The organism is Pseudomonas sp. ICMP 3272 (assembly GCF_001466905.1).
In the GTDB taxonomy this organism is placed as follows: Bacteria; Pseudomonadota; Gammaproteobacteria; order Pseudomonadales; family Pseudomonadaceae; genus Aquipseudomonas; species Aquipseudomonas amygdali.
The window spans coordinates 56,958-81,608 of the sequence record NZ_LKEK01000001.1; the positions used below are offsets into that span (position 1 = coordinate 56,958).

The 24,651-nt window shown below is 58.1% G+C and carries 21 protein-coding genes; all 21 read right to left on the reverse strand.

Going from position 1 to position 24,651, the window contains the following annotated elements; all coding sequences use genetic code 11:
- Positions 1 to 3: 3 nt before the first annotated feature.
- On the reverse strand, positions 4 to 282 hold the full coding sequence (ftsB, locus tag AO068_RS00305) for a cell division protein FtsB (RefSeq protein WP_002554710.1): 279 nt from the start codon (positions 280 to 282) through the stop codon (positions 4 to 6).
- Positions 283 to 472: 190 nt separating this feature from the next.
- Positions 473 to 1,759 (reverse strand): phosphopyruvate hydratase, encoded by a 1,287-nt coding sequence (eno, locus tag AO068_RS00310; RefSeq protein WP_058407348.1) that lies wholly within the window; start codon positions 1,757 to 1,759, stop codon positions 473 to 475.
- Positions 1,760 to 1,898: 139 nt separating this feature from the next.
- On the reverse strand, positions 1,899 to 2,744 hold the full coding sequence (gene kdsA / locus AO068_RS00315) for a 3-deoxy-8-phosphooctulonate synthase (RefSeq protein WP_004666021.1): 846 nt from the start codon (positions 2,742 to 2,744) through the stop codon (positions 1,899 to 1,901).
- Between the two features lie 14 nt (positions 2,745 to 2,758).
- Positions 2,759 to 4,390 carry a CTP synthase gene (locus AO068_RS00320; protein WP_002554712.1) on the reverse strand — a complete coding sequence of 544 codons (1,632 nt, stop codon included), beginning with the start codon at positions 4,388 to 4,390 and terminating at the stop codon, positions 2,759 to 2,761.
- A gap of 263 nt (positions 4,391 to 4,653) precedes the next feature.
- Complete coding sequence (gene tilS / locus AO068_RS00325; RefSeq protein ID WP_058407349.1) at positions 4,654 to 5,991, reverse strand: tRNA lysidine(34) synthetase TilS; 1,338 nt, start codon at positions 5,989 to 5,991, stop codon at positions 4,654 to 4,656.
- 152 nt (positions 5,992 to 6,143) lie between these two features.
- Positions 6,144 to 7,091: an acetyl-CoA carboxylase carboxyl transferase subunit alpha gene (gene accA, locus AO068_RS00330; protein ID WP_058407350.1), complete on the reverse strand. Its 948-nt coding sequence runs from the start codon at positions 7,089 to 7,091 to the stop codon at positions 6,144 to 6,146.
- A 128-nt stretch (positions 7,092 to 7,219) separates the two neighbouring features.
- The gene (gene dnaE, locus AO068_RS00335; RefSeq protein ID WP_002554715.1) at positions 7,220 to 10,741 is read right to left on the reverse strand and encodes a DNA polymerase III subunit alpha; all 3,522 of its coding nucleotides are present in this window, start codon (positions 10,739 to 10,741) and stop codon (positions 7,220 to 7,222) included.
- 68 nt (positions 10,742 to 10,809) lie between these two features.
- Positions 10,810 to 11,463 carry a ribonuclease HII gene (rnhB, locus tag AO068_RS00340; protein WP_058399658.1) on the reverse strand — a complete coding sequence of 218 codons (654 nt, stop codon included), beginning with the start codon at positions 11,461 to 11,463 and terminating at the stop codon, positions 10,810 to 10,812.
- Positions 11,464 to 11,474: 11 nt separating this feature from the next.
- Positions 11,475 to 12,617: a lipid-A-disaccharide synthase gene (lpxB, locus tag AO068_RS00345; RefSeq protein ID WP_058399657.1), complete on the reverse strand. Its 1,143-nt coding sequence runs from the start codon at positions 12,615 to 12,617 to the stop codon at positions 11,475 to 11,477.
- Positions 12,618 to 12,619: 2 nt separating this feature from the next.
- Positions 12,620 to 13,396: an acyl-ACP--UDP-N-acetylglucosamine O-acyltransferase gene (gene lpxA / locus AO068_RS00350; protein WP_002554718.1), complete on the reverse strand. Its 777-nt coding sequence runs from the start codon at positions 13,394 to 13,396 to the stop codon at positions 12,620 to 12,622.
- Positions 13,393 to 13,833: a 3-hydroxyacyl-ACP dehydratase FabZ gene (fabZ, locus tag AO068_RS00355; RefSeq protein WP_002554719.1), complete on the reverse strand. Its 441-nt coding sequence runs from the start codon at positions 13,831 to 13,833 to the stop codon at positions 13,393 to 13,395. The genes lpxA and fabZ overlap by 4 nt, the downstream gene beginning before the upstream one ends.
- 109 nt (positions 13,834 to 13,942) lie before the next feature.
- Positions 13,943 to 14,998: a UDP-3-O-(3-hydroxymyristoyl)glucosamine N-acyltransferase gene (gene lpxD, locus AO068_RS00360; RefSeq protein WP_058399656.1), complete on the reverse strand. Its 1,056-nt coding sequence runs from the start codon at positions 14,996 to 14,998 to the stop codon at positions 13,943 to 13,945.
- Positions 14,999 to 15,000: 2 nt separating this feature from the next.
- Positions 15,001 to 15,504: an OmpH family outer membrane protein gene (locus AO068_RS00365; protein ID WP_002554721.1), complete on the reverse strand. Its 504-nt coding sequence runs from the start codon at positions 15,502 to 15,504 to the stop codon at positions 15,001 to 15,003.
- A gap of 45 nt (positions 15,505 to 15,549) precedes the next feature.
- A complete protein-coding gene (gene bamA, locus AO068_RS00370; protein ID WP_032616028.1) occupies positions 15,550 to 17,925 on the reverse strand; it encodes an outer membrane protein assembly factor BamA in 2,376 nt (791 codons plus the stop codon).
- Between the two features lie 74 nt (positions 17,926 to 17,999).
- On the reverse strand, positions 18,000 to 19,352 hold the full coding sequence (gene rseP / locus AO068_RS00375; protein WP_011169295.1) for a sigma E protease regulator RseP: 1,353 nt from the start codon (positions 19,350 to 19,352) through the stop codon (positions 18,000 to 18,002).
- 117 nt (positions 19,353 to 19,469) lie between these two features.
- The gene (gene ispC, locus AO068_RS00380; protein ID WP_057402177.1) at positions 19,470 to 20,660 is read right to left on the reverse strand and encodes a 1-deoxy-D-xylulose-5-phosphate reductoisomerase; all 1,191 of its coding nucleotides are present in this window, start codon (positions 20,658 to 20,660) and stop codon (positions 19,470 to 19,472) included.
- Positions 20,657 to 21,472, reverse strand: coding sequence for a phosphatidate cytidylyltransferase (locus AO068_RS00385; RefSeq protein WP_058407351.1), 816 nt, complete (start codon positions 21,470 to 21,472; stop codon positions 20,657 to 20,659). Before AO068_RS00385 ends, ispC begins: the two co-directional genes overlap by 4 nt.
- The gene (gene uppS, locus AO068_RS00390; RefSeq protein WP_058407352.1) at positions 21,472 to 22,227 is read right to left on the reverse strand and encodes a polyprenyl diphosphate synthase; all 756 of its coding nucleotides are present in this window, start codon (positions 22,225 to 22,227) and stop codon (positions 21,472 to 21,474) included. Before uppS ends, AO068_RS00385 begins: the two co-directional genes overlap by 1 nt.
- 16 nt (positions 22,228 to 22,243) lie before the next feature.
- On the reverse strand, positions 22,244 to 22,801 hold the full coding sequence (gene frr, locus AO068_RS00395) for a ribosome recycling factor (protein ID WP_004657953.1): 558 nt from the start codon (positions 22,799 to 22,801) through the stop codon (positions 22,244 to 22,246).
- Complete coding sequence (gene pyrH, locus AO068_RS00400; protein WP_002554728.1) at positions 22,798 to 23,541, reverse strand: UMP kinase; 744 nt, start codon at positions 23,539 to 23,541, stop codon at positions 22,798 to 22,800. Before pyrH ends, frr begins: the two co-directional genes overlap by 4 nt.
- A gap of 205 nt (positions 23,542 to 23,746) precedes the next feature.
- Positions 23,747 to 24,610, reverse strand: a complete 864-nt coding sequence (tsf, locus tag AO068_RS00405; protein WP_058407353.1) for a translation elongation factor Ts — start codon at positions 24,608 to 24,610, stop codon at positions 23,747 to 23,749.
- Between the last annotated feature and the right edge of the window lie 41 nt (positions 24,611 to 24,651).

Below are 24,651 nucleotides of genomic sequence, written 5' to 3' on the forward strand. Positions count from 1 at the left end.
TGATTATTGCGCGAGCTGGTAAAGGGTTTCGCCGTCCTTGACCATGCCGAGTTCATGTCGGGCACGTTCTTCGACGGTTTCCAGACCTTTTTTCAACTCCATGACCTCGGCATCAAGCACGCGGTTGCGCTCCAGCAGCACCTCATTCTCAGCGTGCTGGTCGGCAATCTGCTGAGTCAGGCTGGCCACTTGCGCAAGGCTTCCGTTACCGACCCAAAGGCGGTACTGCAAGCCAGCCAGCAACAGGAGCAGGACGAGGAACAACCAGTTAGGACTGCGCATTGAAATATCAGGTACCCAGTAAAAAAGACAGCAGAGCCAACGTGAACAACAAACGACTGAGGGCATTGAGCCTGACATAAGCCAGGCTCAATCACTCCAGATTACTGCGGAGCGTCAGCATCGGAGCTGCACAGGCAAGTCAGGTGACTCGAATCTGTACAGCACTCTGCGTCTTTTTACCATCTATGGCTCAACCGCGAAACTCGGCACGACCACGATACGCGGCCTTGGAGCCCAATTGCTCCTCGATGCGCAGCAGTTGGTTGTACTTGGAAACGCGGTCGGAGCGGCACAGCGAACCGGTTTTGATCTGACCGGCAGACGTGCCCACAGCCAGGTCGGCAATGGTCGAATCTTCGGTTTCGCCGGAACGGTGAGAGATGATCGCAGTGTAACCGGCAGCTTTGGCCATCTGAATGGCTTCCAGCGTTTCAGTCAGGGAGCCGATCTGGTTGAACTTGATCAGAATCGAGTTGGCAATCTTCTTGTCGATGCCTTCTTTCAGGATCTTGGTGTTGGTCACGAACAGGTCGTCACCGACCAGTTGGACTTTCTCGCCGATCTTGTCGGTGAGAACTTTCCAGCCATCCCAATCAGACTCGTCCAGACCGTCTTCAATGGAAATGATCGGATGCTTGCGCGTCAGCTCGGCAAGGTATTCGGCAAACTCGGCGGAGCTGTACTCGCCCTCTTCGCTGAGTTTGTACTTGCCGTTCTTGTAGAACTCGCTCGCCGCGCAGTCCAGCGCCAGGGTCACGTCGGTGCCCAGCGTGTAACCCGCATTGGCGACGGCTTCGGCAATAGCGTCGAGCGCGTCTTTGTTGGACGCAAGGTTGGGGGCGAAACCGCCTTCGTCACCGACAGCGGTGTTCAGGCCACGCGCCTTGAGCACTGCCTTGAGGTGATGGAAAATCTCGGTACCCCAGCGCAGGCCTTCAGCGAAGGTTTTGGCGCCGACAGGCTGGATCATGAATTCCTGGATGTCGATGTTGTTATCGGCATGCTCGCCACCGTTGATGATGTTCATCATCGGCACCGGCATGGAGTACACGCCCGGTGTGCCATTGAGGTTGGCGATGTGCGCGTACAGCGGCAGATCCTGATCCTGAGCCGCCGCCTTGGCAGCTGCCAGGGAGACCGCAAGAATTGCGTTTGCACCCAGGCTTGCCTTGTTCTCGGTGCCGTCCAGCTTGATCATCGCGTGATCCAGAGCCTTCTGGTCAACCGGGTCCTTGCCCAGAAGCAGGTCACGGATAGGGCCGTTGATGTTGGCTATAGCCTTCAGAACGCCCTTGCCCATGTAACGGCTCTTGTCGCCATCACGCAGCTCCAGCGCTTCGCGCGAGCCGGTTGAAGCACCAGACGGCGCGCAAGCGCTGCCAACGATGCCGTTATCGAGGACCACATCTGCTTCCACAGTGGGATTGCCACGGGAGTCGAGAACTTCACGACCTTTGATGTCGACGATTTTTGCCATTGTTGTAAACACTCCAAGATTGACGAAAACGACGCAGCTGGGAAAACAATGCTCGCAGTCAGACGCAGAAAAAGGCAGGTCTGAATGCGACAACCCCGTCACGAATGACGGGGAACGGCACTTTACCGGAGAACCCTGTTCAAGCGGTCTCTACGATCGGAAAACTTTTGACAAGTTCATCCAGTGACTTGAGCTGGGCCAGGAACGGCTCCAGCTTGTCCAGACGCAAGGCACACGGACCGTCGCATTTGGCGTTGTCAGGGTCCGGATGCGCTTCAAGGAACAGGCCGGCCAGATTCTGGCTGATGCCGGCCTTGGCCAGATCCAGGACCTGAGCGCGGCGGCCACCGGCAGAATCGGAGCGACCACCCGGCATTTGCAGGGCGTGTGTCACATCGAACAGGATCGGGTATTCGAACTGCTTCATGACGCCGAAGCCGAGCATGTCCACCACCAGATTGTTGTAACCGAAGCTGGAACCCCGCTCGCACAGAATCAACTGATCATTACCCGCCTCTTCGCACTTGGTCAGGATGTGTTTCATTTCCTGAGGTGCGAGAAACTGGGCTTTCTTGATGTTGATGACTGCTCCGGTCTTCGCCATCGCAACGACCAGATCGGTCTGACGCGACAGGAAGGCCGGCAACTGGATGATGTCACACACTTCAGCAACCACGGCCGCCTGATGAGGCTCGTGCACGTCGGTGATCAGCGGCACGTTGAAGGTGCGCTTGATCTCTTCGAAAATGCGCATGCCCTCTTCAAGGCCCGGCCCGCGGTAGGAATTTACCGAAGAGCGGTTGGCCTTGTCGAAGCTGGCTTTGAACACATAAGGGATACCGAGCTTTTCGGTCACCCTTACGTACTCTTCACAGACCTGCATGGCCATATCCCGGGACTCGAGTACGTTCATGCCGCCGAACAGCACCATTGGCTTGTCGTTGGCGATCTCGATCGAACCTACGCGAATTGTTTTCTGAGCCATGTGTGAAGTCCCTGTCAGGAGTTTTTCTGATGTTGAGCCAGTGCCGCCTTGACGAAACCGCTGAACAGCGGATGACCGTCACGGGGCGTGGAAGTGAATTCCGGGTGGAACTGGCAAGCGACGAACCATGGATGATCCGGTGCTTCGACCACTTCAACCAGCGCACCGTCGCCGGAGCGACCGGAAATCTTCAGGCCTGCCTCGATCAGTTGTGGCAGCAGGTTGTTGTTCACTTCATAGCGATGACGATGACGCTCGACAATCACGTCCTTGCGGTAGCAGTCGTGTACCAGCGAACCGGCTTCAAGCTGGCAATCCTGTGCCCCTAGACGCATGGTGCCGCCCAGATCGGAACTTTCGGTACGGGTTTCGACTGCACCGGTGGCATCTTCCCACTCGGTGATGAGACCCACCACGGCGTGCGCGCTGGTACGGTTGAACTCGGTGGAGTTGGCGTCTTTCCAGCCCAGCACGTTACGTGCGAACTCGATGACCGCCACTTGCATGCCCAGGCAGATGCCCAGATACGGCACCTTGTTTTCCCGTGCAAACTGGACGGCAGTGATCTTGCCCTCGACGCCGCGCAGGCCAAAGCCGCCTGGAACCAGAATCGCATCCACGCCTTCCAGCAGGCCGGTGCCCTGGTTTTCGATGTCTTCGGAATCGATATAACGCAGGTTCACCTTGGTACGGTTGGTGATACCGGCGTGGCTCATGGCTTCGATCAACGACTTGTAGGCGTCGAGCAACTCCATGTACTTGCCGACCATCGCGATGGTGACTTCGTGCTCGGGGTTGAGCTTGGCGTCGACGACCTTGTCCCACTCGGACAGATCGGCACCCTCGCATTGCAGGCCGAAGCGCTCGACCACAAAATCGTCCAGGCCTTGCGAATGCAGGATGCCCGGGATCTTGTAGATGGTGTCCGCGTCTTCAAGGGCGATAACCGCACGCTCTTCAACGTTGGTGAACTGAGCGATCTTGCGACGCGAGGACACGTCGATCGGGTGGTCGGAGCGGCAAACCAGTACATCAGGCTGCAGACCGATTGAGCGCAATTCTTTCACCGAATGCTGAGTCGGCTTGGTCTTGGTCTCGCCGGCAGTGGCTATGTAAGGCACCAGCGTCAGGTGCATCAGCATCGCGCGGCGTGCGCCCACTTCGAAACGCAACTGGCGGATGGCCTCGAGGAACGGCTGCGACTCGATGTCACCCACCGTACCGCCGATTTCGACCAGCGCCACGTCGGCATCGCCTGCACCCTTGATGATGCGGCGCTTGATTTCGTCGGTGATATGCGGAATGACCTGAATGGTCGCCCCCAGATAATCACCACGGCGCTCTTTGCGCAGGACGTGTTCGTACACACGGCCGGTGGTGAAGTTGTTGTTCTGGGTCATGGTGGTGCGGATGAACCGCTCGTAGTGACCAAGGTCCAGGTCGGTCTCGGCGCCGTCGTGAGTGACGAACACCTCACCGTGCTGGAACGGGCTCATGGTGCCTGGGTCCACGTTGATGTAGGGATCCAGTTTGAGCATGGTGACCTTGAGTCCCCGCGCCTCCAGGATGGCCGCCAATGAAGCCGAGGCAATGCCTTTCCCCAATGAAGAAACAACACCGCCCGTGACGAAGATGTAGCGCGTCATGAAAAACCCTAGAAGTCTGCGTTAAAGCGGTCAGAGCCGCCGGGGATAGCGAAGGAAGGCCGAAGCCCCCGATTACCGACAAAATTCACGGTGCACTCCCGAAACTGCTGCGTTGAAACCGACCGGCCGAAGCCAGTGTGGTGCGCGCTACATTTTAAGAATTACCCAGCAAACACTGGTTGGTAACCGGCAACTTGCGTTGTTTCAAAAGAACCAACAGAAGTTGTATCAAGAAGGGAGCGTAGTCTACCTGAAAGGGCCTTTCAGCTCAAACTTTGGTCGCTGGTCGGTACAACCCAGTGCAAACGCCAGCTTTCATTGGGCGAACCGTCCAGTCCAGGCAGGTTGGCGACGGCCAGCAGGTCATTATCGCAGTAGAGCAGCGGCAATCTGCCGCGCAGAAAAACCGGTACAGCCTGCTCATTTAGCAGCCGTTTTAGATCACGACTGCCGCGTCCGCCGAGGAGCATCAGCTCTCCTCCCTGCCGGTAGCGGATTTGCAGAGCGCCACACGGCGCATCACCTTCAAGGCTTACCCAGCCATTGCCCGGCAAGTGCAGCGGTGTGCGGCAGTCGGGCCAGTCTGTTACCCGGTGACAGTCGCGTCCCCAGTCAACCGGCACCCACCAAAGGCAGCCCTGCGCCCTGTGCAGCTCGCCATCGGCAAGCCGCCACAGCGGACGGGCATCCTGCGCCGCGTCGCGCAATGCCTCCCAGCCAGCCCAGTGATCGGTATCCGGCAGCCGCGTCAGCGGCGCAAGCCAATGGCGCAGTGCATTGCGCTGCCTTGCTGCGGACAGCACGGCAAGCGGGCCAATGCTCAGCACGGGCAAGCCAAGCCAGGCAAATGGCGTCGTGGCTTGGGCACTGGCCAGATCCTGCACGGCAAGCTCGTCCAGCAATTGCTGTGCTTCGCCAAGGTGGCCCGCAGTACGCGCCAGACTGGCCGCTGCCTGAGGCCATCTGGAGGTCAGCAATGGCAGCACGTCACTGCGCAAGAAGTTGCGCGAGAATCGGGAGTCGTCGTTGCTCGGGTCTTCGACCCAATTCAGGCCGTGCTGATGCGCGTAGCCTTCAAGTTCGGCACGAGACACTGCCAGCAGCGGTCGCACCAGATGCCCACGCCCCAGAATTCGCTGATCGGGCATGGCAGCCAGACCGCGTACACCAGCGCCGCGCAGCAGGCGGAACAACAGGGTCTCGGCCTGATCGTCACGGTGCTGGCCGGTGAGCAATACATCCCCCTCAGCCAGCCTGCCAGTGAAAGCGGTGTAACGCGCCTGCCGGGCAGCCTGCTCGATGCTCGCGCCAGGATCGACGCTTACCCGAACCAGCTCAAATGCCACACCCAGCGCCTGACAAACCTGCCGACAATGTTCAGGCCACGCATCGGCAGCGGCCTGCAGGCCGTGATGAACGTGGATGGCGTGTAAGACAGGCAGGGTTTCGCATTTGGCCAGTTCAGCCAGAAGATGCAACAACACCGTGGAGTCTAGGCCACCGGAAAAGCCGATATGCCAGGTTGGCGCGTTGCGCCAGGGAGCCAAAGCCTGAAGGAGCCTTGCAGGAAGGTCATGACCGCTATATGTGGAGGTGGTCATTGGTGTTTCTCACCGGACTTCGCTTATTCACGCACTGATCGGTCCAGTGCTCAAGCCAGCCCTTTCGCGAACAAACGAAGCGTCGCGCGGTTCGCTCCCACGTCCTTTGGGCAGAAGCCCGCAAGACGTGGAAACAATCGGGGCGACGCAGCTTACAGACCGTAGCTCATCAGACGGTCATAACGACGGGCCAGCAGCTCATCGTTATCGAACGCCTTGAGCATCGCCAACTGGCTGCTCAGTTCTTCACGAATCAACGCAGCGGCAGCAACCGGGTCGCGATGTGCACCGCCCAGCGGCTCGGCGATAACCTTGTCGACGATGCCCAGACCTTTCAGGCGATCAGCGGTGATACCCATCGCTTCAGCAGCATCCGGTGCCTTCTCGGCGGTTTTCCACAGAATCGACGCGCAGCCTTCCGGGGAGATTACCGCGTAGGTCGAGTACTGCAGCATGTTCAACTGGTCGCATACGCCAATCGCCAGCGCACCACCGGAACCGCCTTCACCGATAACAGTAGCGATGATCGGGGTCTTGAGACGGGCCATCACACGCAGGTTCCAGGCAATTGCCTCGCTCTGGTTACGCTCTTCCGCATCGATACCAGGATAAGCGCCCGGCGTATCGATAAAGGTCAGGATCGGCATCTTGAAGCGCTCGGCCATTTCCATCAGGCGGCAAGCCTTGCGATAGCCCTCGGGACGCGGCATGCCGAAGTTGCGACGAACCTTCTCGCGCACTTCACGACCTTTCTGGTGACCGATAACCATGACCGGCTGGCCGTCGAGACGGGCAATACCGCCGACGATTGCTGCGTCATCGGAGAAATGACGATCACCGTGCAGCTCATCGAACTCGGTAAAGATGTTTTCGATGTAGTCCAGCGTGTAGGGACGACGCGGATGGCGTGCCATGCGCGCGATCTGCCAGCTGGTCAGGTTGCCGAAGATGCTTTCGGTAAGCGTCTTGCTCTTGTCTTGCAGCCGGGAGATCTCGTCGCCGATGTTCAGCGAGTTGTCGTTACCCACCAAGCGCAGTTCTTCGATTTTGGCCTGCAAGTCCGCGATAGGCTGTTCGAAATCAAGAAAATTCGGGTTCATAGGCATCCGTCTTGGGTCGACGGCCAAGAGGCCGGCCGGTTGATCCGTCTGCGCCTTTCCTGTTCGGAACAGGCGCGGTCAGGTCGAAATTAAAATTCAGGGTTGAGCGCAAGTCGAGCCTGCGACGTTCAACGATACTGGAGAAAGACGTTCTCACGTCCGAACTGGTCACGCAGAGCTTGAATCAAGCTGTCAGCGGGATCAATCCGCCATGCTTCTCCCAATTGCAGCAATGCACGGGCGTCCTGCCCCGTGTAGTCCACTGTGATCGGACAGGCACCGCGATGGCGCTTGCACAGATCACCCAACCAGCGCAGCCGGTCGCCCTTGAGTGCTTCGGCGCGTACCGTCACTCGCAGGCTCTCGGCCAGATTGGTGCGCGCATCTTCGATACTCATGACCCGCTTGGCGCGCAACCGCAGCCCCCCGGAGAAGTCATCATTACTGACTTCGCCTTCGACCACCACCATAGCATCGGTCTGCAGCAGTGATTGAGCCGAATGAAACGCTTCGGCAAACAGTGATGCTTCAATGCGTGCAGAGCGATCGTCCAGGGTAATGAACCCCATCTTGTCGCCCTTCTTGTTCTTCATTACGCGCAAGGCAATGATCAGGCCGGCCACCGTCTGGGTGTCTCTGGCGGGCTTGAGGTCGATGATGCGCTGACGAGCGAAGCGGCGAATCTCGCCTTCATATTCATCGATCGGGTGACCGGTCAGGTACAGGCCCAGGGTTTCCTTTTCACCGCGCAGACGGTCCTTGAGGCTCAGCTCGCGGGTCTTGCGATGATTGGCGTAAACATCGGCATCCGCTTCAACGAACAGGCCGCCAAACAGGTCTGCGTGACCACTGTCGTGGCTGCGCGCGGTCTGCTCTGCCGCCTGAATCGCTTCTTCCAGCGCGGCAAGCAGCACCGAGCGGTTACGATCAATGTTGGCCTGATAGGCCTTGGGTTCCAGTTCGAAGTACGGCCCGAGACGATCCAGCGCACCGCTGCGAATCAGACCGTCCAGGGTTCGCTTGTTGACCCGCTTGAGATCGACGCGGGCGCAGAAATCGAACAGGTCCTTGAACGGCCCGTTCTGACGCGCATCGGTAATCGCCTCGACCGGCCCCTCGCCCACCCCTTTGATGGCACCAAGCCCGTAAAGAATGCGGCCATCATCGCTTACCGTGAATTTGAACTCCGATGTGTTCACGTCCGGCGCGTCGAGGCGCAGCTTCATCGTGCGCACTTCTTCGATCAAGGTCACGACCTTGTCGGTGTTGTGCATATCCGCCGACAATACCGCAGCCATGAACGGTGCCGGGTAGTGAGTCTTCAGCCAGGCGGTCTGATATGACACAAGTCCGTAGGCAGCCGAGTGGGATTTGTTGAAGCCGTAACCGGCGAATTTCTCCACCAGATCGAAAATGTTACCGGCCAGGTCCGGATCGATGTTATTGGTCTTGCAACCCTCAATGAAACCGCCGCGCTGCTTGGCCATTTCCTCGGGCTTTTTCTTACCCATTGCGCGACGCAGCATGTCTGCACCGCCGAGGGTGTAACCGGCCATGACCTGCGCGATCTGCATCACCTGTTCCTGATACAGGATAATGCCGTAGGTCGGTGCCAGTACCGGCTTCAGTCCTTCGTACTGATAATCGACGTGCGGGTAGGACAGCTCGGCGCGACCGTGCTTACGGTTGATGAAGTCGTCAACCATGCCCGATTGCAGCGGGCCGGGGCGGAACAGCGCCACCAGTGCGATCAAGTCTTCCAGACAGTCGGGCTTGAGCTTTTTGATCAGCTCTTTCATGCCGCGCGACTCTAGCTGGAACACAGCCGTGGTTTCGGCGCGCTGCAGCAGCTGATAGGTCGGCATGTCGTCGAGCGGGATGAACGCGATGTCCAGCGGCTCTTCGTTGACCTTGGCGCGGTCGCGGTTGATGGTCTTGAGCGCCCAGTCGATGATGGTCAAGGTGCGCAGACCGAGGAAGTCGAACTTCACCAGCCCCGCCGCCTCGACATCGTCCTTGTCGAACTGGGTTACCAGGCCGTCACCGGCCTCGTCGCAATAGATCGGCGAAAAGTCGGTCAGCTTGGTCGGGGCAATCACCACACCACCGGCGTGCTTACCGACGTTACGCACAATGCCTTCGAGCTTGAGCGCCATCTCCCAGATTTCCGCAGCTTCCTCATCCACCTTGAGGAAATCGCGAAGAATCTCTTCCTGCTCGTAGGCTTTTTCGAGGGTCATGCCGACTTCGAACGGGATCATCTTCGACAGACGATCCGCCAGTCCGTAAGACTTGCCCTGCACCCGCGCCACGTCACGCACCACCGCCTTGGCCGCCATGGAACCGAAGGTGATGATCTGGCTAACCGCATTGCGACCGTATTTCTCGGCCACGTATTCGATCACCCGATCACGGCCGTCCATGCAGAAGTCGACGTCGAAGTCAGGCATGGAAACCCGTTCCGGGTTCAGAAAGCGTTCGAACAGCAGATCGTATTCCAGCGGGTCGAGGTCGGTGATCTTCTGTACATAGGCAACCAGCGATCCGGCACCCGAACCACGACCCGGCCCCACCGGTACGCCATTGCTCTTGGCCCACTGGATGAAGTCCATCACGATCAGGAAGTAACCAGGGAAGCCCATCTGGATGATGATATCCAGCTCGAAATTCAGCCGGTCGACATACACCTGACGCTTGGCTTCGTAATCTTCGGTGGTGTCCTTGGGCAACAGGACGGCAAGACGCTCTTCGAGGCCATCGAACGAAACCTTGCGGAAATACTCATCGATGGTCATGCCATCGGGAATCGGGAAGTTGGGCAAAAAGTGAGTGCCCAGCTTGACGTCGATGTTGCAGCGCTTGGCGATCTCGACGGTGTTTTCCAGCGCCTCGGGCAGGTCGCTGAACAGCTCGGCCATTTCTTCCGGGCTTTTCAGGTATTGCTGATCGCTGTAGTTATGCGAACGACGCGGATCGTCCAGCGCCCGGCCTTCGCCAATACACACGCGAGTCTCGTGGGCTTCGAAATCAGTCTGCTTGATGAAACGCACATCGTTGGTCGCAACCAGCGGCGCACCGTGACGTTCGGCCAAGGCAACAGCGGCATGCAAGTGCTCTTCGTCATTGTTGCGATTGGTGCGCTGCACTTCGATATAGAAACGATCGGGAAATACCGCCATCCATTCGCGCAGCAGTTCGTCCGCCTCGCCGGGGTTGCCGCCGAGCAACGCCATGCCGATCTCGCCTTCCTTTGCAGCGGAAAGCGCAATCACGCCTTCACTGGCCTGCGCGACCCATTGGCGCTGGATGACGATCTGGCCGTTGCGCTGGCCTTCGATAAAACCACGGGAAATCAGTTCGGTCAGGTTCCGGTAGCCCTGGGCATTCATGGCCAACAGGCTGATGCGACTGAGCGCAGCGTCTTCATCCCTGCCCGCCAGCCACAAGTCGACACCACAGATCGGCTTGATACCAGAGCCTTGCGCGGCCTTGTAGAACTTGACCAGCGAACACATGTTGTTCTGGTCGGTCACCGCCACGGCAGGCATGTTCATGCCGGTCAGCGCCTTGATCAACGGTTTGACCCGGACCAGACCGTCAACCAGCGAGTATTCGGTGTGCAGGCGTAGATGAACGAAAGAAGCCGGCATGGTGATCCTATAAAACGCGAAAATACAAAAAACGAAGGGCAGGATTGTAACGGGCCCGGGATGAAACGTCAGTCCTGCAATAAACCGACTGGCAGCGGGATCGACCCGCCGATCATTATGGATGCTCGCGCTTCATGGGCTGCACGCACAGGTGCAAAGGAGCGTCGATGAATAGGCGTAGGCCCCAACCGGGCCAATGCCTCCAGGTGCACCGGGGTAGGATAACCCTTGTGCCCACCGATGCCATAACCCGGATAGATGAGTTCGAACGCTGCCATTTCCCGATCCCGGCTAACCTTGGCGAGAATCGATGCGGCCGCGATGGCAGGCACCTTGGAGTCGCCTTTTACAACCGGCGCAGAAGGCACTGACAACTGCGGGCAACGGTTGCCGTCGATGAGCGCCAGCTTCGGCGTGATACTCAACCCCTCGACGGCACGTTTCATGGCCAGCATCGTGGCGTGCAAAATATTCAATTCGTCGATTTCTTCAACTTCAGCCCGGGCAATGAACCAGCACAGGGCCTTCTCCTGAATTTCGACGTAGAGCTTTTCGCGCCGGGCTTCAGTCAGCTTCTTTGAGTCGTTGAGCCCGAGAATAGGCCGGGCAGGGTCGAGAATGACTGCCGCCGTCACAACCGCTCCGCACAGCGGGCCGCGGCCTACCTCATCAACACCTGCTACCAGATCCTCGACGAGTGTGAAATCCAGACCTGTTTGCATGATGGGCGACCTCACAGTGAAGACGACTGGCCGAGCAGGCTCAACACCGCATCAGCGGCCTGATTGGACGCATCTCGGCGCAAAATACGGTGAATGGCATCAAAGCCTGCGGTTTGCGCCTGACCGTCGTCGATCAGCGGCAGCAGCGTCCGGGCCAACGCTTCGGGGGTGGCGTCATCCTGCAGCAGTTCTGGCACCAGCAGGCGCTGGGCAAGCAGGTTAGGCAGCGACACGTAAGGGCTTTTGACCATCCGCTTGAGTATCCAGAAGGTCAGCGGCGCCAGACGGTAGGCCACCACCATCGGTCGCTTGTAAAGCAGGGCTTCCAGGGTCGCGGTGCCGGAGGCGATCAGTACCGCATCGCATGCGGCCAGCGCCACATGTGACTGACCGTCGAGCAGCGTGACTGGCAGATTGCGGCCTTGTAACAATTGCTCTATCTGAACCCGCCGCTGAGGGCTGGCGCAAGGCAGTACAAAACGCAGGCCAGGACGCTGCGCGAGAAGAAGCTCGGCAGCATCGAAAAACAACCCGCCCAGACGCCCTACTTCGCCGCCCCGGCTGCCCGGCATCAGCGCAACAACGGGCGCTTCCTGAGCAAAACCAAGCCCAGCGCGGGTCGCGGCGCGATCTGACTCCAAAGGGATGGTGTCTGCCAGCGGATGACCGACAAAGCGTACCGGTACGCCCTTCTCTTCATAGAAACGGGCTTCGAATGGCAACAATGTCAGCATCAGGTCACAGCCTTCACGAATCTTCAGCACACGCTTCTGACGCCAGGCCCAGACTGACGGGCTGACATAGTGCACGGTCTTGATCCCCGCGCGGCGTAGCTGAAGTTCGATATTGAGTGTGAAGTCGGGGGCATCGATGCCGATGAAGACGTCCGGCTTTTCCTTGATGAGGGTCTCTACCAGAAGCTTGCGCCGGGCCAGCAGCTCACGCAGCCTGCCTAGCACCTCGACCAGCCCCATCACCGACAGGCGCTCCATCGGGAAGTAGGACTGCATGCCCTCAGCCTCCATCAGCGGGCCACCCACGCCGATAAAACGGATATCGGGATGGCGCACCTTGAGGGCACGCATCAGGCCGGACCCGAGGATATCGCCGGATGCTTCACCAGCGACCAGAGCGATACATAATGGCTTGGTCATGATTAGCGAATGATACCGCGGGTCGACGTCTGGATAGACTGAAGGAATACGGCCACTTCAGGGAACTGCGCCGCCGGCTCAGCAAGGTCGGCCGCCGCCTGCGCGATGGTCAGCCCCTGACGATAGACCGTCTTGTAGGCTCTGCGCAGCGCATGAATGGCTTCTTCGGAAAAACCACGACGGCGCATGCCTTCGAAATTCATACTGCGCGCCTCGGCAGGGTTGCCAAACACCGTCACGAACGCCGGAACGTCCTTGCCAATGGCCGTACCCATGCCGGAAAAGCTGTGCGCACCGATGTGGCAGAACTGATGCACAAGGGTAAAACCGGACAGGATGGCCCAGTCATCGACATGAACGTGGCCTGCCAGTGCGGTGTTATTGACCAGAATCACGTGGTTGCCGATCACACTGTCATGGCCGATGTGCGCATAAGCCATGATCAGGTTGTGATCGCCGAGCGTGGTTTCAGCACGGTCCTGAACAGTCCCGCGGTGGATGGTCACGCCTTCACGGATCACGTTGTGATCGCCGATGACAAGACGGGTTTCCTCGCCCTTGTACTTCAGATCAGGCGTGTCTTCGCCCACCGATGAGAACTGGTAGATGCGATTGTGCTTGCCGATCCTGGTTGGTCCCTTGAGGACAACATGAGGACCGACGACTGTACCCTCGCCAATTTCCACACCGGCTCCGATGATCGACCAAGGGCCAACCTCCACGTTGTCGGCCAGAATGGCCGTCGGATCGATGATTGCGCGAGGGTCAATCAAACTCATAGTTTACGTTCCGCACAGATGATTTCGGCAGAGCATACCGCCTTGCCGTCAACTGTAGCCTTGCATTCGAATTTCCAGATCTGACGCTTGCTGCTCAGGAACTTCGCTTCAAGAACCAGCTGGTCGCCCGGCAGAACCGGTTGACGGAAACGCAGTTTGTCCGAGCCCACGAAATAATAGAGCGTACCGTCTGACGGCTTGGAGTCGAGCATCTTGAACGCAAGAATACCCGCAGCCTGTGCCATTGCCTCGATGATCAACACACCCGGCATGATGGGATGCTCAGGGAAGTGGCCGTTGAAAAAAGGCTCGTTGACGCTGACATTCTTGTAGGCGCGAATGTTCTTGTTCTCGATATCCAGCTCGGTCACGCGGTCCACCAGCAGGAACGGGTAACGATGAGGCAGATATTCGCGAATTTCTTTGATGTCCATCATTTCGAGGGGAAGCCTGTAGTAAAGATTAGGGGTGCGTCGCGACTGCGCAGCACCCCTCTACATCAAGGAGGCAGTTTATCGACTGTGCACGCTTGATATTAAAAAGGTATCAGCCATCAGATGAGCGATTATCGGAGCAGGTCACTGTCTCTACAGCCTTTTCGAGCTTTTGCAGACGCCGCGCCATGTCATCGATCTTGCGCAGACGGGCTGCGCTCTTGCGCCACTCGGCAGCGGGCTGCATTGCCGTACCCGACGAGTAGGAACCCGGCTCGGTAATGGAATGCGTCACCATCGTCATGCCGGTGATGAAAACACCATCACAGATTTCGATATGCCCCACCAGCCCTACACCGCCGGCCAGCATGCAGTGCTTGCCGATTATGGTGCTTCCGGAGATGCCGACACACGCAGCCATCGCTGTGTGATCGCCAACCTGTACGTTGTGGGCAATCTGAATCTGGTTATCCAGTTTCACGCCGTTGCCAATTCGCGTATCGGCCAAAGCACCGCGATCGATCGCCGTGTTGACGCCGATCTCGACGTCATCACCCAAGGTGACGCCACCGATTTGTGCAATTTTCTGCCAGACACCCTTCTCATTGGCAAAGCCGAAACCTTCACCGCCCAGCACCGCGCCCGACTGAATGACCACACGCTTGCCGATGCGCACATCGTGATAAAGCGTTACACGCGGTGCCAGCCAGCCACCTTCACCAATTTCGCAACGAGCACCGATGAAGCTGTGCGCACCAATGGTGACACCGGCTGCAATACGGGCACCGCTCTCGATAACTACGAAAGCGCCAATACTGGCGGCAGGATCAACCTGAGCATCGTCGGCAATCACTGCCGTCGGATGAACGCCCGCCACGCTTTTGGGCTTGGGGTCGAAAAAGTGCGAAATGCGCGCATAGGCCAGGTAAGGATCCGGGACCAATAGCGCATCTCCGGTGTAGCTGTCGGCATCTGCGGGCTTGAGCAGCACGGCAGCAGCCTGGGCATCAACCAGAAATTTACGGTATTGAGATTTTGCCAGGAAACTGATTTGACCAGGGCCGGCCTCTTGTAAAGCGGCCAGCCCGGTGATGTCCTTGTCCTTGTCGCCACGTAGCGTAGCGCCAAGGAACTCGGCCAATTGGCCGAGCTTGATGGTTATGCTCATGGTTACTTCAGCTGGTTCATGCGCTCGATGACCTGGCGAGTAACGTCGTATTGAGGCTTGACGTCAATCACTGCACCGCGCTCGAAGACCAGATCGAAACCACCTTTCTTGATGACTTCTTCAACAGCCTGATCCAGCTTTGGCTTCAACTGCTTGAGCATTTCACGGTCAGCAACTGCCTTGGCTTCGTTCAGTTCCTTGGACTGGAACTGGAAGTCCCGAGCCTTTTGCTTGAATTCAAGCTCCAGACGCTCGCGCTCAGGCTGAGCCATCTTGTCGCCGCCGCTGACCAGACGGTCCTGAATACCCTTGGCGCTGCTTTCCAGGCTTTTCAGCTTGGTCAGTTGCGGACCGAATTTTTTCTCGGCATCAACAGCGTATTTCTTGGCAGCGTCAGATTCCAGCAAGGCCATCTGATAGTTCAGTACAGCAATTTTCATGTCGGCAAATGCAGGGCTTGCAACCAGAACGGTTGCCAGCAGTACCAATTGAGTCAACTTACGCACAATACAACTCCTACAAAATTCGTTGCGTTATCAAAGATCAGACGCTTAGAAAGTCTGACCCAGGGAGAATTGGAAGACCTGTGTTTCTGCTTCGTCGTCCGGCTTCTTGATCGGCATCGCCAAGGCGAAGCTCAAAGGACCGAGCGCAGTGATCCAGGTGACACCGATACCCACAGAGCTGGCCATGCCGGAAAGGTCGATGTTGTTGCATTCGACGTTTTTACCACTGGCTGTCTTCCTGCTGGAATCGCAGTTTGTATCAAATACGTTGCCGACATCCCAGAACACGGAGGTGCGCAGGGAACGCTGGTCCTTGACGAATGGCAACGGGAACATGACTTCTACGCCACCCTGCACCAGGGCATTACCACCGAACGGCAGTGGATCCTGGTCCGGATCAGCCAACGTGCCGGGTTTTGAACCGTTACTCGGCGTACTACGCGGACCGAGCGTGCTGTCCTTGAAGCCACGAACCGAGTTGAAACCACCGGCATAGTAGTTCTCGTAGAACGGCAGACCCGAGGTCGAACCGTAGCCGTCACCGTAACCCAGCTCGGTGTGTAGACGCAGGGTGTAGTTATCGGTGATCGGGTGGAAGTACTGAGCACGGTAATCCAGCTTGAAGAACGACAGGTCGCTGCCCGGCAAGGTGGATTCAAACACCAGGCTTTGCGAGTGACCACGGGTCGCCAGTACGCCTTTGTTCAGAGTCGATTCAGACCAGCCAATCGAGCCCTTGAAGTTCAGGTACTTATCGCCTTCTTTTTCGACAAAGTCGAAGATCTCGTCAACGGTGTACTTGCCGGTCTTGATCTCATCCTGCTGCACGGTCAGGCCGTAGGTCAGGCGCGAGGTCTCGCTGATCGGGTAGCCGAGGTTGATACCGGCACCCAGGCTATCCACTGCGTAGCTTGCAACATCAACGTCAAGGTCATCGTAGTTGGTGGTGCGGTAGAACGCGTTGTAACCCAGGCTGACACCGTCCGGCGTGTAGTACGGATCGACGTAGCTGAAGTTGTAACGGCTCTGATATTCGCTGCGGGTCAGGCCGATGCTGACCTTGTTACCGGTACCGAGGAAGTTGTTCTGGCTGATCGAACCACCGAGGATCAGACCGGCGCTTTGCGCGAAGCCGACGCTGGCGGTGATCGAACCGGACGCCTGCTCTTCAACGGCGTAGTTCACATCGACCTGATCGTCGGTGCCTGGAACAGGTGGCGTCTCGACGTTGACTTCCTTGAAGAAGCCCAGACGGTCCAGACGGGTTTTCGACTGGTCAATCAGGTAGGTCGAAGCCCAGCCGCCTTCCATCTGACGCATTTCGCGACGCAGCACTTCGTCTTCCGACTTGGTGTTGCCGCGGTAGTTGATGCGGTTGACGTAGGCACGCTTGCCGGGATCGACCACGAAGGTGATGTCAACCGTGTGGTCTTCGTTGTTCGGGGTCGGCACGCCGTTGACGTTGGCGAAGGTGTAGCCTTCGTTACCCAGACGACGGGTGATCAGCTCGGACGTGGTGGTCATGACCTTACGCGAGAACACCTGACCCGGCTGTACCAGCAGCAGGGACTTGACCTGGTCTTCAGGAACCTTCAGGTCACCGCTGAGCTTGACCGACTTGACGCTGTATTTTTCGCCTTCGTTGATGTTGACCGTGATGTACACGTTCTTCTTGTCCGGCGTGATCGAGACCTGGGTCGAGGCGATATCCATGTTGATATAGCCGCGATCGAGGTAGTACGAACGCAGACGCTCAAGGTCACCCGACAGCTTTTCACGGGCGTACTTGTCATCATTCTTGAAGAACGACAGCCAGTTGCTGGTCTTGAGCTCGAACAGGTCGGTCAGGTCTTCGTCGGAGAAGACCGTGTTGCCCACCACGTTGATATGCTGAATGGAGGCGACGGTGCCTTCATTGATGTTGATTTTCAGGCCCACGCGGTTGCGCGGCTGTGGAACGACCTCGGCGTCAACCTCGGCAGAGTAACGGCCCTGGGCAACGTATTGGCGTTGCAGCTCGTTACGTACACCTTCAAGGGTTGCACGCTGGAAAATTTCACCCTCGGCCAGACCGGACTGTTTCAGCCCCTTCATCAGGTCTTCGGTGGAGATGGCCTTGTTGCCTTCGATTTCGATACTTGCAACCGAAGGACGCTCGACGACGTTGATGACGAGTACGTTGCCATCGCGACCCAGCTGGATATCTTGAAAGAAACCGGTTTTGAACAGCGAACGGGTAGCATCGACCAAACGACCATCGTCCGCCTGCTCGCCTACGTTCAGCGGCAACGCACCAAAGACACTGCCGGCGGATACCCGCTGGAGGCCGTTGACACGAATATCGGAGATGGTGAAGGACTCGGCGTGAACTTCAGCGATCATCAGTGCGGAAAGAACCGCAGTTAGCAGCAGACGTTTCATGAAGTCCTTTCTTATTCCAACTGGCAATAAACAAACTGCCGCAAAATGCGGCAGATTCGCAACTCGGCAAAGCGTTACAGTCGGCCCAGATCGTTGACCAGCGCGAGCAACATTACGCCCACCACCAGACTGATACCGATCTGCGCCCCCCAACCTTGAACCTTTTCCGAAAGGGGACGACCACGCGCCCACTCGATCAGATAAAACAGCAAATGCCCCCCGTCCAGGACGGGAATGGGCAGCAAATTCAGAACACCCAGGCTAATACTCAGATAAGCGAGGAAGTTCAGAAAATCTCCGATGCCCGACTGGGCCGAAGCGCCCGCCACTTTAGCAATGGTTATCGGTCCACTCAAGTTTTTTACCGAGAGCTCGCCGAACAACATTTTCTTCAGTGAGTCCAGGGTCAGCACACTCATGTTCCACGTGCGCTTTATCCCCTCGCCCATCGCGGCGAAAGGACCGTAGCTGACCTCGCGCAGCATTTCCGGTGGCCAATCGACAGCTTTGACGCCAGCCCCCAGATAACCCGCGGCCGCCTTGCCTTCGCCTTTCGCGGCGAGGGTTACAGGGACGTCCATTTGTACACCGTCACGCTCGATGCGCAGCGATACTTTTGCCTCAGGGCGCTCGCGCACCCGGTCAACAACCTGCTGCCACTCATTGAGCGGCTGACCGTCCATCGAAATCAGGCGATCTCCGGTTTTAAGCCCGGCACTCTGCGCCGGACCTTTCGGGTCGATCTCTGCCAGCACGGGCAACAAGGCCGGGCGCCACGGACGAATACCCAGCGACTTGATCGGATCAGGCTCTTCAGCCCCCCTGAGCCAGTCATTGAGTACCAGTTCACGAGACGTGTCGACCGTCGAACCCTGATCCCTGAGCTTCAAAGCGATGGTGCCGCTTTCACCCAGGCGGCGGACCAGTTGCAGATTCACCCCGGCCCAGCCCGACGTCGGCTCGCCATCGACTGCGACGATTTCCTGCCCGGCAGTCAGACCCGCCTGTTGAGCGATGCTTCCGGACTCGACGGCGCCGATAACCGGACGAACCTGTTCGCTGCCCATCATCGCCAGCACCCAGAAAAACGCGATGGCCAGCAGGAAATTGGCTGTCGGGCCTGCGATCACGATTGCGATACGCTGCCCGACGGTCTTGCGATTGAACGACTGGTCGGCAAGCTCGGGCGGGACATTGCCTTCGCGCTCGTCGAGCATTTTGACATAGCCACCCAGCGGAATTGCAGCGACCACATACTCGGTGCCCTGACGATCACTCCAACGCAGAAGAGGCGTGCCGAAGCCCACTGAAAAACGCAGCACCTTGACGCCACAACGCCTGGCCACCCAGAAGTGGCCGAATTCGTGGAAGGTCACCAGCACGCCCAACGCAATCAGGGTGCCGAGAATCATGTATAAAGCGCTCATCAGCCTTCTCCGGGTACCGACTGGTCGGCCAGTGTGTTAATCATCGCAGACTTCAAAAGCTGCCGTTGACGCACCACATCGACCCTTTCATTCAAATCCTGACGGGTCATCAGATCGCTATCGCCCGTTTCTTTCAAGCCATTGGCCCGCGAGCAAACGCGCTTTTGCATCCGCGGCAAACACCGCGTCGAGCCCTTCGACCGCAGTCACAGGCTCATGATTCAGAACCTCCTCGATAATACCGGCGATTTCCAGGTAACGGATACGCCCATCAAGGAATGCAGCGACGGCCACTTCATTGGCTGCGTTAAGCATGGCAGGCGCACTGCCTCCAGCCTCTGCCGCGTGACGCGCCAGCCGCAGGCAGGGGAAACGCTCCTCGTCGGGCTTCTGAAAATCAAGCTGGCCGATACGGAACAGATCCAGAGGCGCAACACCAGAGTCTACACGTGCAGGCCAGGCCAGTGCATTGGCGATGGGCGTACGCATGTCGGGATTGCCCAATTGAGCGAGTACAGAGCCATCAACATAATCGACCAGCGAGTGGATCACGCTCTGCGGATGGATGACCACCTCGACCTGATCCGGACGTGCGTCGAACAGCCAGCAGGCTTCGATCAGCTCAAGACCCTTGTTCATCATGGTCGCCGAATCAACGGAAATCTTGCGACCCATCGACCAGACAGGATGCGCGCAGGCCTGTTCGGGCGTCACATTCTGCAACTGTTCGAGCGGGGTTTCGCGGAACGGTCCGCCCGAGGCCGTCAACATGATCCGCCGGACACCCACAGCACCAAGCCCGCGAGCAAAATCGCCGGGCAGGCACTGGAAAATCGCATTGTGCTCACTGTCGATGGGCAGCAGCACTGCGCCGCTCTGCCGAACAGCCTGCATAAACAGGTCACCGGACATGACCAGCGCTTCCTTGTTGGCCAGCAAGACCTTCTTGCCCGCCTCGACCGCAGCCAGGGTCGGGCGCAGACCGGCAGCGCCGACAATGGCGGCCATGACTGCGTCGACGCGCGGGTGCGCGGCTACTTCACACAGACCACCCTCGCCTACCAGTACCCGGGTGTCGAGCCCGGCCGCAGCGAGGTCGTCCTGCAATTTACGGGCGGCGACCTGATCGGGAACCACAGCGTATTGCGGGGTATGCCGGACGCACAGGGCCAGCAACTCATCGAGACGACTGAAGCCCGTAAGCGCGAATACCTGATAAAGAGAAGGATGACGTGCGACGACATCCAGAGTGCTCAGACCGATAGAGCCTGTGGCACCCAGAATGGTGATGTGTTGCGGCCCACTCACATGACACCCCAGTCAGCGGCCCAGAGCAGAACCGCAAATACCGGAATGGCCGCAGTAAGGCTGTCGATACGATCCAGCACGCCGCCGTGCCCAGGCAGCAGGTTGCTGCTGTCCTTGACCCCTGACTGGCGCTTGAACATGCTTTCAGTCAGGTCGCCAATTACGGAGATGAACACAATCACAGCAGCGCCAAGCAGCCCGGCGATGAACTGAGCAACGGTCCAGTCGCGAGAAACACCCACAGCGGCCGTAATGCCCAGACTGACTGCCAGACCGCCGTATACGCCTTCCCAACTCTTGCCCGGACTTACCTTGGGGGCCAGCTTGCGCTTGCCGAACGCCTTGCCGGAGAAATAGGCACCAATGTCGGCAGCCCATACCAGCACCATCACCGACAGAATCAGCCAGTTACCCAGCGGCCACTGCTTGATCAGCACCAACCCCTGCCAGGCAGGCAGCAAAATCAAAAGACCGATCACCAGCTTGCAGGCCGCGCTTGCCCAGTGGTTGCTGGAGTCCGGATAGGTAAGGACCAGAAAGGTCGCCACGCCCCACCAGATGACGGCTGCGACGAGCACCCAGGGATCCAGCCCTGGCAGCAGATACATGAGGAATAGCAGAATTGCGACCACAGCCGCATAACCGATGCGCATCGACTGCGCAGCAAAACCTGCGAGCCGCGCCCATTCCCAGGAACCCAGCACGACAACCACCCCGATGAACAGGGCGAAGTACATGCCGGTCAGCAGGAAAAAACCGCACAAGGCGATCGGCAACAAAATGAGTGCCGTGATGATCCGTTGTTTCAGCATTAAGCCCGGGCCCCAGCCTCTACCTGTTCGCTGGTTTTACCGAAGCGACGTTGGCGAGAAGCGAAATCTGCCAGCGCGGCGCGCATGGCATCGTGTTTGAAGTCCGGCCAGAACAGGTCGGAGAAGTACAGCTCGGCATAGGCCAGCTGCCAAAGCAGGAAATTACTGATGCGGTGTTCGCCACCGGTGCGGATGCACAAGTCCGGCAACGGCAGATCGCCCGTTGCCAGACAGGTCTGCAGCAGCTCGGGAGTAATATCCTCCGGCTGCAGGTGCCCGGCCTGAACCTCGCGCGCCAGCCGCTGGGCAGCCTGTGCGATGTCCCACTGCCCACCGTAGTTGGCAGCGATCTGCAGCACGAAACGGCTGTTGCCGGATGTGCGCACTTCCGCCTCGCGCATTGCAGCCTGCAGCTCGGGATGAAAGCGCGAGCGATCGCCAATGATCCGCAGGCTGATGTCGTTCTCGTTCAGGCGCTTGGTTTCGCGGCGTAGCGCCGTGAAGAAAAGCTCCATCAGCGCACCAACCTCTTCGGCCGGGCGCTGCCAGTTTTCACTGGAGAACGCGAACAGTGTCAGCACCTCGACCCTGGCTTCGGCACACACCTCGATAACGGCACGCACAGCGTCGACGCCCGCCTTATGGCCAGCGACGCCTGGCAGCAGGCGCTTCTTGGCCCAGCGATTATTACCATCCATGATAATCGCGACATGGCGCGGTACCGAAGACGGCACGGCCGGTTTTATCTTTTCCATGAAAGCGTCCGAAACCTTAAACAGCCATCAGATCAGCTTCTTTCTGCTTGACCGCAACTTCGATTTCCGCAACGAACTTGTCGGTCAGCTTTTGCACGTCGTCAGCCGCACGACGCTCTTCGTCTTCGCTGATTTCCTTCTCCTTGACCAGATCTTTCAACTGGCTCAGGGCGTCACGACGAATGTTGCGTACAGCGACACGAGCGTCTTCAGCGGCATCGCGTGCCTGCTTGGTGAAGCCCTTGCGGGTTTCCTCGGTCAGGGCCGGCATGGAGATCAGCAGCAGCTCACCCAGGTTAGTCGGGTTGAAGCCCAGACCGGAGCTCTGGATAGCCTTGTCGACAGCGGCAAGCATATTACGCTCGAACGCCACGACCTGAAGAGTGCGCGAGTCCTTGACGGTCACGTTGGCAACCTGGCTCAGCGGCGTGTCGGCACCGTAATAAGGAACCATGACACCACCCAGAATGCTCGGGTGCGCCTTGCCGGTGCGGATTCGGGTGAACGCGTGGGTCAGCGACTCCAGACTCTTCTGCATGCGGGTCTGAGCGTCTTTCTTGATTTCATTGATCATTGTTGGGCTTCCTCGATCAGGGTCCCTTCAGCGCCACCATGGACGATATTCAGAAGGGCACCCGGCTTGTTCATGTTGAAGACGCGCAATGGCATCTTGTGGTCGCGACACAGGCAGATTGCGGTCAGATCCATCACGCCCAGCTTGCGATCCAGCACTTCATCGTAAGTCAGATGATCGAACTTCTCGGCATTCGGGTCCTTGAACGGATCTGCGGTGTACACGCCATCCACCTTGGTGGCCTTGAGCACTACATCGGCGTCGATCTCGATCGCACGCAGGCAGGCAGCCGAATCGGTCGTAAAGAACGGATTACCCGTACCCGCAGCAAAAATCACCACTTCCTTGGCGCTGAGATGGCGCATGGCCTTGCGGCGATCATAATGATCGGTCACACCCAGCATGGAAATGGCCGACATCACGATGGCCGTGATATTAGCGCGCTCCAGCGCATCGCGCATTGCCAGGGCGTTCATCACAGTGGCCAGCATGCCCATGTGGTCGCCGGTTACCCGATCCATACCCGCAGCACTCAAGGCCGCGCCACGGAAAAGGTTACCGCCGCCGATCACCAGGCCGACCTGAACACCGATACCGACCAGCTGGCCGACTTCCAGCGCCATACGGTCCAGCACCTTGGGGTCAATGCCGAACTCTTCCGAGCCCATGAGGGCCTCACCGCTGAGCTTGAGTAGAATGCGTTTATAGCGAGCCTGATAACCACTGCCCTGCTGAGCCATTGCGAATCTCTCCTGCGGCGTTTTCTGAAAAAAATCTGTGCCGGCTATTTCAAGCCTGCGCTTACTTTAGCTTGACGCTCTGCGAGCGTCGGGAGAATGCAGCCTTGTGAGCACAATCTCCAAGGAAAATTTCCTTTTCTCTTTCGACAAAGAGGCCGCACGCGTGAGCGGGCAGCCTCTTTGGGGCGACAGTTGAAAAACCGTCTTACTGCTTGGCAGCAGCCAGCTGTGCAGCCACTTCGTCAGCGAAGTTATCAACTGGCTTCTCGATGCCGTCGCCTACTTTGAAGTAGGTGAAGGAAACGATTTCAGCACCGGCTTTCTTGGCCAGATCACCGACCTTGACTTCCGGGTTCTTGACGAAGGCTTGCTCGACCAGGCTGGCTTCTGCCAGGAACTTGGTGATACGACCGCCAACCATTTTCTCAACGATGTCAGCCGGCTTGCCTTTGATCTTGTCTTCGTTCAGTTGCAGGAAGACATTCTTCTCGCGCTCGATCGCTTCGGCAGACACTTCCGAAGGGAACAGGAACTCGGGGTTGCTTGCCGCTACGTGCATGGCGATATCTTTGGCCAGCTCGACGTCGCCACCCTTGAGGGTAACAACTACGCCGATCTTGTTGCCGTGCAGGTAAGTACCTACAACATCACCTTCGATACGCTTCAGGCGACGGATGTTGACGTTTTCGCCAACCTTGCCGACCAGTACCAGACGTGCAGCTTCCTGAGCTTCGATCAATGGAGCGGCATCAGTCATCTTCTCAGCGAAGGCTTTTTCGACGCTTTCAGCAACGAAAGCCTTGAAGTCGTCTTGCAGGGCCAGGAAGTCGGTCTGCGAGTTGACTTCGATGATGACAGCGGCTTTACCGTCGTCCTTGATGGCGATAGCGCCTTCAGCAGCCACGTTACCTGCTTTCTTGGCGGCCTTGATGGCGCCGGAAGCACGCATATCGTCGATTGCTTTTTCGATGTCGCCGCCAGCCTTGGTCAAGGCCTTTTTGCAATCCATCATGCCTTCGCCGGTACGCTCGCGCAGTTCTTTGACCAACGCTGCAGTAATCTCTGCCATTTCAAAATCCTCTTGGATAGGTCTTCAACCATTCCACCCGG